The organism is Streptomyces akebiae (assembly GCF_019599145.1).
Taxonomy (GTDB): domain Bacteria; phylum Actinomycetota; class Actinomycetes; order Streptomycetales; family Streptomycetaceae; genus Streptomyces; species Streptomyces akebiae.
In genome coordinates this window covers 2,641,156-2,658,918 of sequence record NZ_CP080647.1, presented here as the reverse complement: position 1 = coordinate 2,658,918, position 17,763 = coordinate 2,641,156, and the positions used below count along the sequence as shown (strand labels likewise).

Here is a 17,763-nt window from a genome sequence, read left to right as displayed (position 1 = left end):
AGTTCATGGACAACGAGCAGATCTTCACGCCGATCGCCGACCAGGGGCAGCTGGCCCACGCTTCGGCCTCCCACTCCAACGCGCTCGTCGAGAACCCCTTCGACGACAACGAGGAGTAAGCGAGGGTCCGGCCACCCTCGACCGTGGGCCCGCCCGTTGCCTTCCGGGCGGGCCCACGCCCATCCCCCACCTTTCGTCAGGAGGATCGCCGTGTCCCGCAGCCGACTCGTCCCCGGTGTAGAGGTCGTCGCCGTGCCCGGGCGAGGGCTCGCCGTCCGGACCCAGGAAGGGGAGTTCCTCAGCGTCAGGACGGAGAGTGCCGACGAGGACGTTCTGCTCTCCCGGCTCACCGGCGTGACAACGGGCTCGGTGGGCGAGGGACTCGATCGTGTGGTGCGGGCGTTCGGGGAGGCGGGCTATCTGGCCGAAGGGCCGCAGGACTCGCAGTGGCCCGCCGCTCGCCGGGACATCCGGATCCTCGGCGACCCGGTACTGACCGAACCGCTCGCCGCGCAGCTGGCCGCCCTGGGCGCCCGGCCTCGCACGACTGACGCCGTCACCGCCTCGGGCGGATCAACGGTGGGCGTCGAGGACCTGCTCGACGGAGACCCCTCCGCGGTCGTGTGGTGCCTCGACGGACCCGTGCCGGACGGGCTGTGGGGCGCCGCCGACAGCCTGCCCGACCACGGCGTCGCGTGGCTGCGCTGCCACCGAGAGGGCTGGCAGGCGTACGTCGAGCCGGTGGCCGCCGCTCCCGGAGACGTCACCTCGGCGCACGTCCGGTCCCGCCGGCTCGCCGCCACCCCGGCCCACCGCGAACTGGCCGCGTACTGGAGCGGACCTCGTACCTCCGGCGCGCCGGTCCGGCTCACCCCGCCCGCCGCCACGCTGCTCGCGGCGCTGCTCGCGGACGATCTCGGCCGGTGGGCCACCGGCGCCCCGGACCCGGCCGGTCTCCCGGCCCGTCGTCGGCTCCGCCGCGTGGACCTGCGCACGCTGACGGTCACGGAGCACCCCGTCCTCCCGGTGCCCGACGTGGCACCGATGCCGGAGAAGGACGGATGACAGCGTTCGACGCGACCGTGGAGGAACTCGCCACCGACGTGCTCCTCCCGGCCGGTGACGGTCCCTTCCCGGCCGTCCTGTTGCGCACTCCCTACGACCGGACCCGGCACCGGGCCGAGGCGCGCGGCTGGGCCCGCCGCGGATTCGCCGCCGTCGTCCAGGACGTGCGCGGCCGGTTCGCGTCACCGGGGGAGTGGCACCCCTACGCGAACGAAGCCGCCGACGGCGCGGCGACCGTCCGCTGGATCCGGCGGCAGCCGTGGAGCGACGGCCGACTGGTGGCCGTAGGTGCCTCCTACGCGGCCCACTGCGCCCTCGTCCTCGCTCTCGACGTGCCCGAGGACGCCCGGCCCGACGCCGTCCTCGCGGCCGTACCCGCCCTCGGCCTGGCGGAGACGGCACGCGAGGCGTCCGGCGTGGAGCGGCTGCTCTCCCGCGCCGGATGGTGGGCCGCCCACGGCGACCGACCGGACTCGGACGAGAACGCGCTGGACAGGGCCCTCACGGCGGACCCCGGTCTGCTCACCCACCTGCCGCTCATCGGCCTCCCCGAACGGCTGGGCCGCGGGCTGCCCTCCTGGGCGGACCTGTGGCGGCACCGCGACCGCGGACGCCTGATCGCGCGGGCGGCGCACGCCGCCGTGCCCTTGCTCGCGGTGGGCGGCCACCACGACCACTTCACCGAGGACACCATCGCACTGTGGCACGCCTGGGGCGGACCCTCGGCGCGGCTGCTGCTGGGCCCCTGGGGCCACGGCCTCGGTTCCACACCCGGCCCCGACGCCGGTCCGGCCCACCGGGTGAACCTCGGCGAGCTGTACGTGCGCTGGGCCCGCCGCGCCCTGGCCGGCGAACTGGCGCCGGGCCGCCGTGGCTCACAGGGGCTGGGCGGGTCCGATCTGTGGCTGCCCGCCGGTACGGAGGGCGAACCGCGCACCCGACGGCCGCGGTTGCTGCACGGGGCCGCGTTCACCGCCGATCCCGGCCGGCCCGTCCGCTCCGACGATCTGACCGTCCCCGCCGACGGCCCGCCCGACCGCTGCCTGCTGGTCACCCCGCCGCTCCCGCGTCCGCTCGACGTGGTCGGCCCCGCAAGCGTGCACCTGCGGGCCACGGCCCACACACCGTCCGCCGACTGGGCCGTTCGCCTGGTCGCCCTCACACCGGAAGGGGTCGCCGAGCAACTCGCCGTCGGAGTCGTCCGGCGCGACGAACAGGCAGGCCACCAAGCCGCGTTCACCGTCGGCCTCGGCCGGATCGCGCGTCGGCTGAGCGCCGGCATCCGGCTGCGCCTGGAGATCGCCGGACACCATTTCCCGGCCCACGCCCGCAACCCGCACACCGGGGAGGACCCGGTGACGGTCGGCCGGCTGCACGTCTCCCGGCGCGAGATCGACCCGGACAGCGTGGTGCTGAGCCTGCCCGTGCTCCCGTCCCGCCCCACCCCCGTCGACCCCGCGCAGGAGATCCTGAGATGACGACGCTGTCGCTGGAAGCACTCGTCGACCCCGTCTGCGGCATCGTCCGCAAGGTCGAGCCCGTCGAGCACCCCACGGGCGCCCCGCCCCGCTACACCGCGCTCACGGCCGAGATATCCGACGCCCGCAGACACGGCCTGTGGCCCGCCGACCGGGTCTCCCTCGGCACCACCTTCGGCGACCCCGGCCAAGCCCGTGTCGCCGCGATAGCAGAGGGCGTGGAGCGGTACTGCGGCAACCGCGTCCCACCGCCCGGCCACCCCGACGCCCCCGTACGGGCCACCGCCACCGAACTGGCCGACAAGGGTCTGCGGCTCTACGGCCCGGGGGACCTGCCCGCGTACGCCGACTGGCAGTACGCCCGGGAGAAGTTCCCCTATCGCCCCCTCACGCCCGACACCCCGGCCCTGTGGACGCGCGGCACCGAACTGCTGCCCGGCGGACGGGCGGCGGAGGTCTGGGCGCCCGTCGCGCTCACCCACCTCAACTGGCGCCAGGGCGAGCTGCGCGAGCTGCCCCGCACCCACCACCTCAACTACGCCGGGATCGCCACGGGACAGGGTCTCGACGACGCCGTCGAACGCGGCCTGCTGGAGATCGTCGAACGGGACGCCCTGGAACTGTGGTGGCATCTGGACGGCCCGGCCCGCGGCATCGACCCGGCGAGTGTGCCCGGCCTCGCCGACGACCTCGCCGGTTCCGCGTTCGACGTCCACATCGTGGAGATGTACTCGGAGTTCGCCCCCTGCATGGCCGCGCTCGTGCACGACCCGCGCCTCGGCCTGTACGCGGCCGGGTTCGCCTGCAAGCACGACCCGGCCGAGGCCGCCCGCAAGGCCGTCCTGGAAGCCGTCCACACCTGGGTGTTCACCCAGGGCCTGACCGATCCCGACGGCTGGGTGTTCCAGGCCGTGGAGGCCGGGCTGCTCGCCCGCGGGCTGTACCTGGACCACCGGGCCGACGGCCGCTATCTCGACGTGTGCGGCGAGCAGTTCGAGCACGTGCGGGACCTGGGCGCCCATGTACAGGTGTGGCTGGACGAGAGGATGGCCGCCGAGGCCAGGCGGTTCACCGAGCCGGCGCTCGGGACCGTGTCCCTCGACGAGGTCGAACGCGGCAGCCGGCAGCGACTGGACAGCACGCTGCACGCGGGCGGCCACCGTGTCATGACCTTCGACCTCACCACGGAGGACGTGGCCGAGACCTCCCTGCGCGTCGCCCGGGTGCTCGTCTCCGGGCTGCTGCCCAACGCCCCTGCCGCCTTCGGCTACTTCGGCTGCCCGCGCCTCGCCGAGGCCGCCGTCGCCCGAGGGTGGCGCACGAGCCCGCCGAGCGCCCCGGAGGACTTCACGCTGGCGCCTCCGCCGCACATGTGAGGGCCGCACCCGTGGAAGACCTTCGCGAGGACCGCCCGGTGGACCTCGTCGCCGCCCTCATTCGCGCACGCTCCCCGGAGCCACCCGGACCCGACACACCCGCCGGGGGAGCGGTCCGGGCCTGGCCCGGACCGCCCCGCCCCCTCCCGCCGGCCGGCCCGGCCGACCTCGACCTGGGGGACCTGCTGCGCCACTCGCTGTCCGCGGCGGACGACTCCGGACGCCTCAGGCCCGTGTCCTCCGCCGGCGCACTGCACCCGGTGGACGCCGAACTGCACGTGGGCGCGGGCTGTTCCCTGCCGCCCGGCCGCTACGGCTACGACCCGCTGCGCCACCGCGTCCACCGCCTCGGTCGGCAACCCGAGGGCACACCGCCCGGAGTGACCGCCGAACTCTCCGTCACCTCACGGCGCACGGTCTCCCACTACGGCCACCGCGCCTGGCCGCTGCTGCTGCTGGACACAGGGCACGCCGCCGCGGCCCTGTTCCTCGCGGCCCGCGCGCTGGGCACGGACGAGCCCGAGGTACGGCTGGGCGGTCCTGCCGAGAGCCCACTGGCCACCGTGCACGTCCCGCCGCCCGGCGGGCGGGGCGGCCCGGTGCACCAGGAGGGCGGGCGGGGCCAGGCGCACCCGGACGGCTGCGCCCGCGTCCTGGACCCGCCGGGGGGCCCGGTCACCCCCGCCGAACTGCTGGCGCGCCGCAGTACCCCGCCGCCTCTGCCAGGCGCCCCGTCCCGGGACGCGCTGCTGGCGGTCCTCACCACTGCGGAACGGGCGGGCACGGGCACGCTGCGGGAGGTCCTCACGACCGCCGCACGGCCGGGCGGCGGCGACCTGCGCTGGTGCGCCGCGGTGGGTCCGCCGCGACCCGCCCTGATGGCGCTGTCCGCCGACGGCACGACCCTGCGGCGGTACGCGGCGGGAGAGGCCCGCCCGACCCTCGCGGCCTGGGCCGCGGGCCAGGAGTGGATCGCGGACGCGGGCGCCGTCCTGCTCGCCCACGGCTGCCCCGCGGACGCCGACGCCGCGCACATCCGCCGCGCCCACCTGCGGGCCGGCTTCGCCGTCCACCTGGCCCATGTCACCGCCCTGCGCCAGGGGCTGGCGGCTCGGCCCGTGGGCTCGTGGCAGCAGGCGGACCTCGGCGCCGCCCTCGGCGCCGCCCCGGGCCGGGACTGGGTCGTCCACGGCCTGGCCCTTGGCACCCGCCACGCCGACGAGGAGAACGCCACGTGATCGTCCACCCCGAGCTGCGCCGCGCTGCCAGGGGCGCCCGTCGCCCCCTGCTCGCGTCCACCTTCCTGCAGGGCGCCGTCACCCTGACCCACCTGGCACAGGCCGCACTGCTGGCCCTCGCGCTCGCCCACCTGGCCCGCGGCGACACCGGTTCGCTTCCGTGGCTGCTGGCCGCGGTGCTCGCCGTCGTCGCCGCCCGCGCCGGGCTCTCCGTGTGGCAGCGGCGCACCGCCACGCGTGCCGGGGCCCGGGTCAGGGTGACCCTGCGGGACGAACTCCTCACCCACCTGGGCCGGCTGGGGCCCGCCCACCTGACCACCGCGAGGGCCGGAGCCGTCCGCACCACCCTCGTCGACGGGGTGGAGGGCGTCGACGCCTACGTCTCCCGCTACCTGCCCCAGCTGCTGATCACCCTCACCGTGCCGCCCCTGGTCCTGGCCGCCCTGGCCGTGGTCGAACCGTGGGCACTCCTCGGCCTCGTCCCCGCCCTGCTGCTGGCCCTGGCCGGTCCGCGCGCCTGGGACCGGCTCCTGGCCGCCCGCGGCAAGGAGCACTGGGACACCTACGAAGGGCTCGGCGCCGACTACCTGGAGGCGCTCCAGGGCATGCCCGCCCTGCGTGCCGCCGGCGCAGTCGGGCGCACCCGCGCACGCCTGGAGGAGCGGTCCGCCGCGCTGCACCGGGCGACCGTCGCCAAACTGAGGGTGTCCCTGGTCGACACCGCCATCACCGACCTCGCCATCCAGGGCGGCACCGCCGCGGCCGCGCTCCTGGCGTGCTGGTCGGCCGTCACCGGATCCACCACGGCGACCGGCACCTATCTGGTGCTGCTGCTGGCCTCCGAGTGCTTCCGGCCGGTCCGCGACCTGGCCCGCGAATGGCACGCCGGATACCTGGGCGTGTCGGCCGCGGACGGCCTCGCGGCCCTGCGCACCGCCGAGCCGGCCGTCCCCGACATCGGAGAGGCCCCCGCCCACTGGACGACCCCGCCCGAAGTGCGCTTCGAAGACGTCCGGTTCACCTACGACGGCACACGGGCGCCGGCCCTCGACGGCGTCTCCTTCACCGCGCAGGCGGGACGGACGACGGCGATCGTCGGCCCTTCCGGCGCGGGCAAATCCACGCTGCTGGCCCTGCTCCTGCGCCACCACGACCCGCAGGAGGGCAGGATCACACTCGACGGGCGCCCCACGACCGAGTACACCCTCGACTCGCTGCGGCGGGGCATCGCCGTCGTGTCGCAGGAGACGTACCTCTTTCACGCCAGCATCGCCGACAACCTGCGCCTGGCCCGGCCCGGCGCCACGGACGACGACCTGACCCGGGCGGCACGCGTCGCCGGAGTCCACGACGAGATAGCCGCCCTCCCCGACGGCTACGCCACCGTCCTCGGTGAGCGCGGCGCCACCCTCTCGGGTGGCCAGCGCCAGCGTCTCGCCCTCGCGCGCGCCCTGCTCGCGGACGCCCCGGTGCTGGTCCTCGACGAGGCCACGAGCGCGGTCGACGAGCGCCGCGAAGCGGACATCCTCCGGGAGCTGATGAACGCCGCGAGCGGCCGGACCGTCCTGGTGGTCGCCCACCGGCTGGCCGCCGTCCGGCACGCCGACCGCATCGTCGTCCTCGACGAAGGACGGGTGGACGCCGTCGGCGAGCACGCCGGCCTGGTCGAGGCCGGCGGCGTCTACGCGCGGCTCGTCGACGCCGGCCGCGCCCACCGAGGAGAACTCGCCGCATGAGCACCGCCACCGCCACCACCGCCCCCTCCGAAGCGGACGTACCCGCGCGAGGCGCACTGCGGGCCCTTCTTCCCGCCCTCGCGGCACACCGCGCCATGACGGCCCGCACCTGCGCCGCCGCCCTCCTCGAACAGGGCTCCCTCGTCGCGCTGGTCACCCTGGCCGCGCACACCGTGGGTACCGCCGTCATCGAAGGGAGAGCCCCCTCGGCCGCCACCGTCACCGCACTCGGCGCCCTGGTCCTCGTCCGCGCCCTGACGACCTGGCGGGAGATGGACCTCTCGCACGACCTGGCCTACCGGGTGCTGGCCGTACTGCGGGTGCGCGTCTTCGACGGACTCGCCCGCAGCGCGCCCGCCCGCATCGCGGCCCGGCGCAGCGGCGACCTCGCCGCCACCGCCATGGCCGACGTGGAGGCGCTGGAGTTCTTCTATGCCCACACCACCGCCCAACTGCTGGCCTCGGCAACGATGTTCACCGGCGGTTCCCTGGTCCTCGCCGTGGTGGAACCGTGGCTGCTGGCGGCCGTACTCCCGGTCGCGGCCCTCCTCGCCGCGGCGCCCTTCGCCGACGCGCGCGGGCGCGCGGCACGCGGCGGCCGCACCCGGACGGCCGCGGCGAGGCTGTCCGCCGACACCGTGGAAACCGTCGACGGGCTGCGTGAACTGCTCGCCTTCGGCCGGCTCGCGGAACGCCGCGGCACGCTGGCGAGGCGGGGACAGCAGCTGGGCGACGCCCAGCGCGCCGAGGCCACCTGGGAGGCGGTCGCCGCATCGGTCCGCGACCTGCTCATCGTGGCCGCCGTCCTCGGCGTGGTCACCGCGGCGGCGCAGTCCGTGACGTCCGGACGGCTGCACGGCGCATGGGCCCCGGCGGCGATGGCCCTGGCCCTGTCCGTCCTCGGTCCGGTCGCGGAGTCGGCGCGCGCCCTGAGCCAGGCCGTGGCACTGCGGGCCGCGGCCGCCCGCGTCGGCGCGGCTGTCAAGGCCCCCGCTCTCGCCCCGCCGCCCGCCGCTCCCCGTCCCCTGCCGCCCGGTCCGTTGGGTGTCCGGCTGCACGGCGTGCGGTTCGACTACGGCGGACAGCCCGTGCTGGACGGCGTCGACCTGACCGTCCCCCCGGGTGGGACACTCGCCCTGGTCGGTGTCTCGGGAGCCGGCAAGTCGACCATCGCCCACCTGCTGGCCCGGTTCTGGGACCCCTCCGAGGGAACGGTCCAGCTGGTCTCCGCCCACGGCGACCTGGTGGACGTCCGGGACGTGGGAGACCCCGAACTGCGGCGGGCGGTCGTTCTCGTGGGACAGGAGACACCCCTCTTCCACGGCACTCTCGCCGAGAACCTGCGGCTCGCCGCACCCGAAGCGGACGACGACCTGCTCGCCACGGCGGCGCGCCGCTGCGGCGTCGACCGGATCGCCACGATGGACACCCTCGTCGGGGAGCGCGGCGCAACGCTCTCGGGAGGACAGCGGGCCCGCATAGCCCTCGCCCGCGCGCTGCTGGTACGCCCGCGCGTCCTCGTCCTCGACGAGTCCACCGCCCATCTGGACAACACCGGTGACGCCCAGCTCGCCGCCGCGCTGCGGGAGAAGGGCCGCACCACGATTGTCATCGCCCACCGGCCGGCCACGATCCGACGTGCCGACCGCATCGCAGTCCTCGAGACGGGCCGCATCACGGAAGAGGGAACCTGGGAGGACCTCACCAGCCGCCCCGGCAGCGCGCTCAACCGCGTACTCTCCACCCCCTCCTGAGCACGGGACGCCGCCCGGGGGCCCGGGCAGGGGGAGGCTCGAGCGCGCCGGCACCCGGCCCCGACTTCTTCCCTACGAATGCCGCCACGACGGTGGGCGGCACGGGGAGGGGCCCCACGTGTATGCGCCCCTGTGTCTGAGACCGAGGGCGGATCCGCCGTGCGCCGCGTTGCTGACGGACAGGCTCTCGCTGAGCGCGGTGCCCCGGGCGGCAGCCGCGGCAGGGTGGCGACCGGGCTGAGAACTCGCCCGCCCGTCGGGGGTGGCAGGGGCGGTTCAGGCGTGCCGGTCCGTCGGGGCCGGTGTGGTGTTCCGGGTGAAGTGGCACCGGTCGCACACGCCACTCAGTTCGACCGTGTGCTCGACCTCGGCGAAGCCCATGACCTCGGCCACCTTCTCGGCCCATCGCTCGACCGTGTCCGCCTCCACCTCCGTGCTGAGGCCGCAGTCGCGGCAGACGAGGTAGTGGCGGTGACCGTCGGCGGGTCGCGGCCGGTAGAGCCGTTCTCCGCTCCTCTCCCGCACGACGTCGACCTGTCCGGAGCGGTCCAGGGCGTGCAGGGTCCGGTACACCGTGGTCAGGCCGATGGTGATGCCGTCGGCCTCCATCGCCTCGTGCAGCTCCTGGGCGGAGGTGAAGCCGGCCCGCTGATGCAGGGCACTCATGACGGCCTTCCGTTGTCGTGTCGTGCGCAACGGCGCCGGCAGCTGAGTGGCTGATGTTTCGCGCAGGGCTGCCCACCTCCAAGAGATAACGCACACGGTAATCATTTCCAGCACGGATTCAAAGAAGGCGAGGGCCTGGAGGGCCGGGGGCAGGGTGCGTGTTCACCATCCGCGGTTCGAGAGTCCGCGGGGTGTCGAGGGTCGGGTGGTGGACTCATTCACGCCGGCTTCCGCCCCAGGAAGCGCCGCCGCGTCGGCTGTCAGGGCAGGCGCAGGTGGTTGAGCCGGTGGCCCTCGGGCTGGGGCAGGCGTTGCGCGGCGACCGCGGACACCATCTGCCCGTAGAGCAGCGGCAGTTCGGCCGGCAGGGGGCGTCATCGTCCGGCGCGGCGTGTACGTGAAGGAGGTGCGCCGCAGGGCGATCACAACGGGCAGGTCGACTTCGAACCACCGGGCGCGGCCGTTGCCCACGCGTTCGCAGGTCTTCCCTGTCCGTGAGCGGCCTCGCTGACACGGGTGCGTACCGGGCCGGACGGTGCCGTGGCCGCGACCACCGTCCGGCCCGTCATGGAGAAGCACGGTGCGGACCCGGGTCTGCTGAAGGAGCACCACGAGGCGTTGGCCGACAGCCTGGGTGTCATAGGCGGCGGCTACATCGACGACATCGACTGGGCGCTGGACAAGAATCACCCGGAGAGCGTGTTCGCGCCGGGCAAGAACCCGGACGGGCACCTCGACTGCGCGGACACCGTGGACGGGAACTCACCGTCGACGGCGTCCTCGTCCGTCCCGGCGATCCGTCGTGTGGCTCTCGCGGGATGCCCGCCGCGCGGTCCACCCCCCGGCCGCAGCCCGCCGGATCCGCGGTCCGCCCGGCTTCCCGACCGTCACTCAGGACTGTGGCGCGCTGCCCATCTCCATGGTGAAGATCTCGGGGTCGCTGTCGAACCCTCGGACCATCTCATGGAACTCCCAGGCTCCGGAAGCATCCCGGGTGAACTCCGCGACCGTCGCCGCGGTGGATCCGGAGACCTGCGCGAGGTCGTCCTTCAGAAGTTCCCTGTACCCCTCGACAACCAGCACTCCGGCGTTCGACAGGTCGCCGAAGGTCTTGGGGCCGCTGTCCTGGTGGATCGCCACGCCTACGACCACCCGGGCGAAGGAGGGAGCGAGGCGACCGAGCTCCAGGGTCATCACTTCGACGTAGCCGAAGCCCTGACCGGTCTGGCTGTGCCGGCTCATGTTGATGGTGCCGTCCGGTGAGCGGCTGTCGAAATGGACGACGTACACAGGCCGCCCGTGAGGGGCATCCGTCGAGTAGGTCGTGGCGATGATGTCGAGATGGTGGTGTGGCTGTTCCCAGTGACTCGGGTCCCACTTGAGCCGTACTTCGGCCTTCTCCACTGCCTGGCTGCCGCCGCTCACCGGATTGCCGCCCTTCCCCTGCCAAGCCGCTGCGGGATGGTCCCCCGCATGGTCAAGTATGCTTCTCCGCCTTTCCGTCGACACCTTGCACCGTCGGCTCCTTCGACGTGCGGCGGTGCGAGCGAGTCGGTGCCTTGCCGGCCAGGTAGACGGTGTTGGTCGAGGTGCCGCCCTGCAGGGGGTTGTCGAAGGCGACGACACGGGCCTCCGCTCGTGCGAAGACTTCGGTGAGTGCGGAGGTGAACTGCTCGTCGGGCGGGTCGTTGGACCACAGGGCGAACACTCCGCCCGGGTGGAGGTGAGCGGCGAGAGCGCGAAGCCCGGCGGGCTGGTAGAGCGCCGCGTGGCGCGGGTGGAGCACATGGCGCGGTGAATGGTCGACGTCCAGCAGGATGGCGTGGAAGCGACGGCCCGGCTCCTCGGGGTCCAGACCGCGGGGGTCGGCGGCCAGCGCGAAGAAGTCGCCGTGGACGAGGCGGCAGCGGTCGTCCGATGTGAGCCGGGCTCCGAGTGGCACCAGGTGCCGTCGATGCCAGCCGATGACTTCGGCGAGCGCGTCGATCACGGTCAGCGAGCGCACCCGGGGATCGTCCAGGACTGCCTGGGCGGTGTAGCCGAGTCCGAGTCCACCGACGGCCACGTCCATCTCGGTGTCCGGCATCTGCGCCAGGGCGAGTTCGGCGAGCGCGATCTCGCCGGTGGTGAAGAGGCTGGACATCAGGAACTCGTCGCCGAGTTTCACCTCGTACACGTCCTCTGCCGAGACCGGGTGGCGGCGTCGGCGCAGACTGATCTCGCCCATCGGCGTCGGTTGCCAGTCGATCTCCTCCAGGCGCAGGCTCATCCGTTCACCTTTCTGACGTTCGTGGACGCACGGGGGCTGTGGCCGGCATGGCGACACATGCTCCCCCGCGGTCGGGAGCGGGGGAGCCGGGGCCGTGGCCCGGTCAGGCGTCGATGATGACGGGGATGATCAGCGGCCTGCGGCGGTGGGTGCGGAAGGCCCAGTTGGCCACGGCGCGGGCGATGAGCTGTTCGAGCTGGTGGGCGTCGCCGACACCTTCCTCGGCGGCGGTGGCCAGCGTCTTCTCGATGACGGGGATCACCGGCTCGAAGGTGGTGTCGTCGTGGACGAAGCCGCGCGCCAGGAAGTCGGGGGCCTCGGCCAGCCCGCCGGTGTCGGCGTCGACGATGGCCACGACCGTGATGACGCCCTCCTGCGCGAGGGTGACCCGGTCCTTGAGGGACGCCTCGGTGGCGCCGCCGACCTCCATGCCGTCCACGTAGACGTTGCCCGCGGGCACCTTGCCGGTGATGGAGGCGCGGCCGTCGACGAGGTCGACGACGACCCCGTCCTCGGCGATGACGACCCGGTCGGGGTCCACGCCGGTGCGGATGGCGAGGTCGGCGTTGGCCCGCAGGTGACGGAACTCGCCGTGTACGGGCATCACGTTGCGGGGGCGGACGATGTTGTAGCAGTAGACGAGTTCGCCGGCGCTGGCGTGGCCGGAGACGTGCACCTTCGCGTTGCCCTTGTGGACGACGTTGGCGCCCCACCGCGTCAGGCCGTTGATCACCCGGTAGATGGCGTTCTCGTTGCCGGGGATGAGGGAACTGGCGAGCAGGACGGTGTCGCCCTTCCCGATGCGGATCTGGTGGTCGCGGTTGGCCATCCGGGACAGGGCGGCCATCGGTTCGCCCTGGGACCCGGTGCACACCAGGGTGACCTGGTGGGCGGGGAGCTTCTCCAGCTCCTTGGTGTTCACGATCAGGTTGGGCGGAACCTTGAGGTAGCCCAGGTCGCGGGCGATGCCCATGTTGCGGACCATGGAGCGGCCCACGAAGGCCACCTTGCGGCCGTGCTGGTGGGCGGCGTCCAGGACCTGCTGGATGCGGTGCACGTGGCTGGCGAAGCTGGAGACGATGACCCGCCGCGGTGCGGTGCGCATCACCTGTTCGATCGCGGGGTTCAGTTCGCGTTCGGAGGTGGTGAAGCCGGGGACCTCGGCATTGGTGGAGTCGGTGAGGAACAGGTCCACACCCTCCTCGCCGAGGCGGGCGAAGGCGCGCAGGTCGGTGATGCGGTCGTCCAGGGGGAACTGGTCCATCTTGAAGTCACCGGTGTGCAGCACCATCCCGGCTCCGGTGCGCAGGGCCACCGCGAGGCTGTCCGGGATGGAGTGGTTGACCGCTACGAACTCGCAGTCGAAGGGGCCGAAGCCGCGCCGGTCGCCCTCGCGCACACGCACCGTGCGGGGCCTGATCCCGTGCTCCTTGAGCTTGGCCTCGATGAAGGCGAGGGTGAGCTTCGAGCCGACGAGGGGGATGTCCGCCCGCTCCCGCAGCAGGTAGGGCACGCCGCCGATGTGGTCCTCGTGGCCGTGGGTGAGGACGACGGCGACGATGTCGTCGAGGCGGTCCCTGATGGAGGTGAAGTCGGGCAGGATCACGTCCACGCCGGGCTGGTTCTCCTCCGGGAACAGCACACCGCAGTCCACGATCAGCAGTTTGCCTGCATGCTCGAAGACGGTCATGTTCCGGCCGATTTCGCCCAGGCCGCCCAGGGCGGTGACCCTGAGTCCTCCGTCCGGCAGCGGTGGGGCGGCTTTGAGTTCTGGGTGCGGATGGCTCATGCGCTCACGTTATCGAAGAGTGCGCCGTGCTGATCGCTTGCCCGCACGGTGGACGCGAGGTGCGGTGCGCTGCCGGGTGCCTCTCCTCGCCGGGACAGAGACAGGGAACAGTGAAAGTGGGAGGTCCCGCCACCGGTGCGCCGCACCAGGGATGCGATTGCGGTTGGACCTGCGTTCGGATCCGCAGCGGAGCCCAGGGCCCGATGACGGGTGGTGGGTGGTGCCGGCGACCAGTGGCCGGGCCCGACCCGGGGACGTGCCCAGAGGCAGGTCCGGAGCGGTGCACAGGGCCAGGGCGGAGACCGGGGCGGAGCCCGCAGTCGGATCCGGGAACGCATCCGACTGCGTATGCAGCGTCGAATCGATGAGCCGACACGCTAGAAACCGCTTGTTTCCCCGGCGGCCCACGGGTGGTGAACGGCGGGTTTCCGGTACAGCGCCCGTCGGCCCGCCCGGTCCAGCGGCCTCGGCGCTCCGCTTCCGCGACCGCGTCGCGAGGCCTCGCTCCTCCTCGTCGCAGGCGGCCCTGTGGCCAACTGGCGTGGGGCCAGGCTCCGACGGCGCGGGCCGATGCGCTCGCCGGGCCAGCACTGTCCATCACGCTTTCACCAAGGGGCCGTTACGACGAGCGGCGCATCGTCGGCACGGCAGTAGGGTGAGACGGTGGCCCCCTTACCGGAAGACTCGCCGTCGTCGATCGGCGAAGGCGACCGCGATACGGCGGTGCGGCGCCTGCAGGAGGCGTACGTCGAAGGGTTCATCTCGCACGAGGAGTTGGACGAACACCTCCACCACGTGCTCACCGCCAAGGCGCACAGTGACCTCGTGTCGGCTCTGGCCTCCCTCCCGGAGGAGCAACCGGCCACCACATCGACGATCGCCGTCGCCGGCGGACGGATCAAGCGGCGCGGCGCGTGGCGGGTACCTCGGATCCTCAAGGTCGGATCCGCGTTCGGACGTGTGCGCCTGGATCTGTCCCGGGCGATCATCGAGCATCCGGTCGTCGACATCGAGCTGCAACTCGGAACCGGCGGGGCCAGAATCACGGTGCCCCGCGACGCGGTCGTCGACGTCGAGGCGCTGCGCACGGGGTGGAAGGATCTGCGCTACCGGGCCCCACGGCGTTACCGCCCCGCCGGGCCGGTCGTCCGAATCTCCGGGACCATGGGATTCGGACGACTGAAGGTCCGCCACGCCTGGCGTTGAGTCGTCATCCGGCACCAGGGCCACACATCCGGTGCTTGTTCGCAGGCTGGTCGGGAGAGGCGACGGCGGCACCGTGAACGAGGCGAACGGGAAGGTCCACTTCATCGGCGGAGCGAAGATCATTCCCTGAGCCGACCGCAGAGTCCTCTGACGATCCGCAAGGGTGCGTAGGTCAGTGGTACGCGTGGACGACCGCGTGGCCCTTGCCCCGGCCGATCATCCACTTGTTGACCGGCGTCGTGACGAGGAAGGCGACCGCGAAGCCGCCGAGGAGGGCTGACCAGAAGAGGGCGTCGTCGAGATGGGCGTCCATCGCGCCGGGGGTGAGGGCGATGATGGCGTTGTCGACCACTTCCATGATGGTGATCGAGACGGTGTCGGCGGCCAGGGCCACTTTGATCGCGCTCCTGAGGTCCAGGCCGGCTCGTCGCACCGCGAACAGGGTGAACGAGTAGCCGAAGAGGAACGCGAGCGTGATGGCCAGGATCATGGTCGGCACGTTGTCCCACCTCAGGGCCGTGCCGATGACCATGCCCAGGATCTCGCCGATGGCGCACCCGGTGAGGCAGTGCAGGGTCGCCTTCGTCGCCGTGGCCCAGGATGCTCCGCCGTGTGCCCCGTGTGGCAGCGCCTGGTCGGAGTGGCTGTGTCGGTCCTCGTCGTGAGCCGTGTGGTCGTGTGCGGTGCCGTCGTGGTGAGTCCTGTGGCCCACCTGATCCATGTGGTCCTTGTGGTCCATGACCTTTTCCTCCCCATTCTCATCCATGGTGATCCTTCTTCGGGCGCCCGGCCAGACTATACCCCCTGGGGGTATATAGTGAAGATGTGTTCGGGAACTGCGAGCGGTTGTCGAGGCGGCCGTGGTTCGCCTGACTGAGTCGGAGGGTTCGCTGCTACGTACTAAGCGGATACGTAGTGGTTGACGATCGGTGAGCCGGATCTCCGGGTCCCGTGAGGGGTGGCGACGTGGCTGGACACCTTCTTGGCTGGACGCTGGTGGTGCTGGGAACCGGGGCGGCCGTCGGGAACCTCGTACGGCTGGCGCTGGTCAGAGGCTGGGGCCGGTTCGAGGCAGGGGCCGAGGCGGTCATGGGTGGCGGGATGGCCGTCATGGCGGCGCCTCCGACCGCGACCCTGTACGGCACATACGGCGTGTGGTGGGCGGCCGTGTTCGGACTGCTCTGTCTCGGGGGCGTGGCGCTGTCCGTGCGGCATGCCGTACGCGGCGGTGTGCGGCAGTTGCGGCACGGCGCCCATCTCGTGATCGGCAGCGCCGCCATGGTGGTGATGACCCTGGCCATGCCCGGCGCAGCCTCGGGGCCCACGCTCGCCCTGGCCGGCTCCTCCGGGCACGGCCATGGAGGCGCGGCCGGGGCGGAGGGCGCGGCCGGGATGGAGGGCATGGGCGCCCACGGCGTCACCGAGGCGGCCGCCACCTCGGGCTCCGCGATGCTGTGGCGCGTCGCCTTCTGGGCCTTGGCCGCCTACTTCCTGGCGGCCGTGGCTCTGGCCGTACGTGCCCGGATGCGGGAGACGGGCGGATCATCCTCCGGATCGGTCACCGGGGCCCGCCACCGTCGAGCGACCCGTACCCCGGCAGTGCTGTCCGTGCCGAACGCGCGCCTGGCCGGTCACATCGGCATGGGCGGCTCGATGGCGACGATGCTGCTGATGATGACCGTCTGACCCGAACGGGCGCTGCGCATCGCGTGGGTGGTCGGGGCCCGAGTGCGGGCGGCAGGCCTCGGTGCGCGGCGCCGTCGAGGTCTTGCGTCGCGTCTGCGTCTGCGTCTGCGTCGGTGTCGGTGTCGAGGTCGGCGGTGACGTCAGGTGGCGCCGAGGGGGCAGGCGACGAGGAGCGGCAACAGCGGAACGGTCGCGGTCGCGGTGGCGACGGAACCCCAGAACGCGCGGTGCGGAGGACGGCGTGGCCCGAGTACCCGCCGGATCCGGATCAGGACCGCCGGGCCGCCCGCCGCGAACGCGCCCTTCGGGGTCCGGGCCGCCGCCATCTCGTACATCGCGCTCGCCAGGGCCCCGTCGGAGTGGGCGCGCAACGCGCGGTCGTCGGCGACCATCTCCAGCAGGAGTGCCGTCTGGGCGCGGGCGTGACGGGCCAGGGGGAGCAGGGGGAAGACCGACTGGAACGCCGCGGCGGCGGCGATCACCAGATGGTGGCGGCCCACGATATGCGCCCGTTCATGCTCCAGAACCGCCGCGAGTTGCTCAGGAGCCAGCTCCCGTACGGCGCCGTCGCTGATCACGATCCTCGGCCGGCGGCCCGGCAGGCAGTAGGCGGCGGGTACGTCGTACGGCAGGACGGTGGCACCCAGCCGTGCGGAGCGGCGGCCGACCAGATCCACCGCCTCCCGGTGCCGGGCCCGCGCTCGACGGGCTCGTACGACATGGAAGGCGAAGCTGCCCGCGAGCGCTGCCCCGAGCGCCGCGGGAACGACGACGGCGAGGCCGCCCGCGGTGTCGTGACCGGGCCCGCTCGCGCCCAGGTCGAGTCCGCAGGAGTGCAGCAGGCCCAGGAGTCCCACGTGCGTGTGCTCGGTGGGCATGAGCAGGTGGTACGCGGTCAGTGCGGCCCCGAGGACGAAGGAGACCGTCAGGGTGTGCCAGACCGCCAGGGCCAGGGCGGGTGCCCGGTGCGGCCAGGAGGCGCGCAGCACCAGGGCAGGGGCGACGAAGCCGACCGTCGCCGTGTAGACGAGCAGGAGGGAAGCCGCGTTCACGCTCAGGAGAGATGCCGCGTTCACGACTTCGGCTGCCGTCCCACCGCGCGCAGGGCCTTGCGCAGGGCGGCCTGCTCCTCCTCCGTCATGTTCTCCACGAAGTGGACCAGCGCGGCCGGTCGGTCCTTGCTCGCGTCCAATCCGTCCTCCATCAGTGCGGCGGCGTACGCCTCGCGGCTGCGCACCGGGGTGTACAGCCAGGCGCGGCCCTGCTTGCCCCGCAGCAACCAGCCCTTGTTGTAGAGGATGTTGGTGACGGTCATCACCGTGGTGTAGGCGAGCGGGCGGGTCTTGTTGAGATCGTCCACGACCTCGCGCACCGTCGCCGGACGGTTCCACGTCCAGAGGCGGTCCATGATCTCCGCTTCCAGGTCCCCCAGCCGTCGCATGGCCCTGACTCCTTCTGGCTGTTGACGCGCACGCGCATACGCAGGGGCATAGTAGATGG

The 17,763-nt window shown here is 72.9% G+C and carries 16 protein-coding genes; 9 read left to right on the top strand and 7 right to left on the bottom strand.

Annotated elements, in window-relative coordinates:
• The first annotated feature begins 5 nt into the window (after positions 1 to 5).
• From amiA to K1J60_RS11425, 7 genes are all read left to right on the top strand, one after another.
• Positions 6 to 119, top strand: coding sequence for a streptamidine family RiPP (amiA, locus tag K1J60_RS45750; RefSeq protein ID WP_240797855.1), 114 nt, complete (start codon positions 6 to 8; stop codon positions 117 to 119).
• 91 nt (positions 120 to 210) lie between these two features.
• Positions 211 to 1,065 carry a hypothetical protein gene (locus K1J60_RS11450; protein WP_220646133.1) on the top strand — a complete coding sequence of 285 codons (855 nt, stop codon included), beginning with the start codon at positions 211 to 213 and terminating at the stop codon, positions 1,063 to 1,065.
• Positions 1,062 to 2,543 carry a CocE/NonD family hydrolase gene (locus tag K1J60_RS11445; protein WP_220646132.1) on the top strand — a complete coding sequence of 494 codons (1,482 nt, stop codon included), beginning with the start codon at positions 1,062 to 1,064 and terminating at the stop codon, positions 2,541 to 2,543. The genes K1J60_RS11450 and K1J60_RS11445 overlap by 4 nt, the downstream gene beginning before the upstream one ends.
• On the top strand, positions 2,540 to 3,919 hold the full coding sequence (locus K1J60_RS11440; protein WP_220646131.1) for a YcaO-like family protein: 1,380 nt from the start codon (positions 2,540 to 2,542) through the stop codon (positions 3,917 to 3,919). Before K1J60_RS11445 ends, K1J60_RS11440 begins: the two co-directional genes overlap by 4 nt.
• A gap of 11 nt (positions 3,920 to 3,930) precedes the next feature.
• Complete coding sequence (locus K1J60_RS11435) at positions 3,931 to 5,157, top strand: nitroreductase family protein (RefSeq protein WP_259407682.1); 1,227 nt, start codon at positions 3,931 to 3,933, stop codon at positions 5,155 to 5,157.
• Positions 5,154 to 6,893, top strand: a complete 1,740-nt coding sequence (locus tag K1J60_RS11430) for an ABC transporter ATP-binding protein/permease (protein ID WP_220646130.1) — start codon at positions 5,154 to 5,156, stop codon at positions 6,891 to 6,893. The genes K1J60_RS11435 and K1J60_RS11430 overlap by 4 nt, the downstream gene beginning before the upstream one ends.
• Positions 6,890 to 8,647, top strand: a complete 1,758-nt coding sequence (locus K1J60_RS11425; RefSeq protein ID WP_220646129.1) for an ABC transporter ATP-binding protein — start codon at positions 6,890 to 6,892, stop codon at positions 8,645 to 8,647. The genes K1J60_RS11430 and K1J60_RS11425 overlap by 4 nt, the downstream gene beginning before the upstream one ends.
• Before the next feature lie 276 nt (positions 8,648 to 8,923).
• Here the strand turns inward: K1J60_RS11425 and K1J60_RS11420 are convergent, their stop codons facing one another.
• The 4 genes from K1J60_RS11420 to K1J60_RS11405 form a co-directional block, all read right to left on the bottom strand.
• Positions 8,924 to 9,418, bottom strand: coding sequence for a Fur family transcriptional regulator (locus tag K1J60_RS11420; protein WP_220651417.1), 495 nt, complete (start codon positions 9,416 to 9,418; stop codon positions 8,924 to 8,926).
• A 786-nt stretch (positions 9,419 to 10,204) separates the two neighbouring features.
• Positions 10,205 to 10,738 (bottom strand): TerD family protein, encoded by a 534-nt coding sequence (locus K1J60_RS11415; protein WP_220646128.1) that lies wholly within the window; start codon positions 10,736 to 10,738, stop codon positions 10,205 to 10,207.
• A gap of 52 nt (positions 10,739 to 10,790) precedes the next feature.
• Positions 10,791 to 11,582 (bottom strand): spermidine synthase family protein, encoded by a 792-nt coding sequence (locus K1J60_RS11410; RefSeq protein WP_259407681.1) that lies wholly within the window; start codon positions 11,580 to 11,582, stop codon positions 10,791 to 10,793.
• A 103-nt stretch (positions 11,583 to 11,685) separates the two neighbouring features.
• On the bottom strand, positions 11,686 to 13,371 hold the full coding sequence (locus tag K1J60_RS11405) for a ribonuclease J (protein ID WP_220646127.1): 1,686 nt from the start codon (positions 13,369 to 13,371) through the stop codon (positions 11,686 to 11,688).
• A gap of 663 nt (positions 13,372 to 14,034) precedes the next feature.
• Here K1J60_RS11405 and K1J60_RS11400 point away from each other — a divergent pair.
• Complete coding sequence (locus K1J60_RS11400; RefSeq protein WP_220646126.1) at positions 14,035 to 14,577, top strand: DUF1707 SHOCT-like domain-containing protein; 543 nt, start codon at positions 14,035 to 14,037, stop codon at positions 14,575 to 14,577.
• A gap of 172 nt (positions 14,578 to 14,749) precedes the next feature.
• On the opposite strand, the gene K1J60_RS11395 is transcribed toward K1J60_RS11400, so the two are convergent.
• Complete coding sequence (locus tag K1J60_RS11395; RefSeq protein WP_220651416.1) at positions 14,750 to 15,298, bottom strand: DUF4396 domain-containing protein; 549 nt, start codon at positions 15,296 to 15,298, stop codon at positions 14,750 to 14,752.
• A gap of 245 nt (positions 15,299 to 15,543) precedes the next feature.
• Here K1J60_RS11395 and K1J60_RS11390 point away from each other — a divergent pair, with 245 nt between their 5' ends.
• Positions 15,544 to 16,263 carry a DUF5134 domain-containing protein gene (locus K1J60_RS11390; protein ID WP_220646125.1) on the top strand — a complete coding sequence of 240 codons (720 nt, stop codon included), beginning with the start codon at positions 15,544 to 15,546 and terminating at the stop codon, positions 16,261 to 16,263.
• Positions 16,264 to 16,403: 140 nt separating this feature from the next.
• On the opposite strand, the gene K1J60_RS11385 is transcribed toward K1J60_RS11390, so the two are convergent.
• Together K1J60_RS11385 and K1J60_RS11380 are read right to left on the bottom strand one after the other, a co-directional pair.
• Entirely contained in the window at positions 16,404 to 17,315 is a 912-nt protein-coding gene (locus K1J60_RS11385) for a M56 family metallopeptidase (RefSeq protein ID WP_220646124.1), read from the bottom strand.
• A 20-nt stretch (positions 17,316 to 17,335) separates the two neighbouring features.
• Positions 17,336 to 17,704 carry a BlaI/MecI/CopY family transcriptional regulator gene (locus K1J60_RS11380; protein ID WP_220646123.1) on the bottom strand — a complete coding sequence of 123 codons (369 nt, stop codon included), beginning with the start codon at positions 17,702 to 17,704 and terminating at the stop codon, positions 17,336 to 17,338.
• Between the last annotated feature and the right edge of the window lie 59 nt (positions 17,705 to 17,763).

Excerpts from the sequence above, each read along its gene's own strand:
- K1J60_RS11410 (WP_259407681.1), bottom strand. The coding sequence starts at position 11,582 with ATGAGCCTGCGCCTGGAGGAGATCGACTGGCAACCGACGCCGATGGGC.
- K1J60_RS11420 (WP_220651417.1), bottom strand. The coding sequence starts at position 9,418 with ATGATTACCGTGTGCGTTATCTCTTGGAGGTGGGCAGCCCTGCGCGAA.
- amiA (WP_240797855.1), top strand. The coding sequence starts at position 6 with ATGGACAACGAGCAGATCTTCACGCCGATCGCCGACCAGGGGCAGCTG.
- K1J60_RS11395 (WP_220651416.1), bottom strand. The coding sequence starts at position 15,298 with ATGGATCAGGTGGGCCACAGGACTCACCACGACGGCACCGCACACGAC.
- K1J60_RS11405 (WP_220646127.1), bottom strand. The coding sequence starts at position 13,371 with ATGAGCCATCCGCACCCAGAACTCAAAGCCGCCCCACCGCTGCCGGAC.
- K1J60_RS11425 (WP_220646129.1), top strand. The coding sequence starts at position 6,890 with ATGAGCACCGCCACCGCCACCACCGCCCCCTCCGAAGCGGACGTACCC.
- K1J60_RS11380 (WP_220646123.1), bottom strand. The coding sequence starts at position 17,704 with ATGCGACGGCTGGGGGACCTGGAAGCGGAGATCATGGACCGCCTCTGG.
- K1J60_RS11445 (WP_220646132.1), top strand. The coding sequence starts at position 1,062 with ATGACAGCGTTCGACGCGACCGTGGAGGAACTCGCCACCGACGTGCTC.
- K1J60_RS11440 (WP_220646131.1), top strand. The coding sequence starts at position 2,540 with ATGACGACGCTGTCGCTGGAAGCACTCGTCGACCCCGTCTGCGGCATC.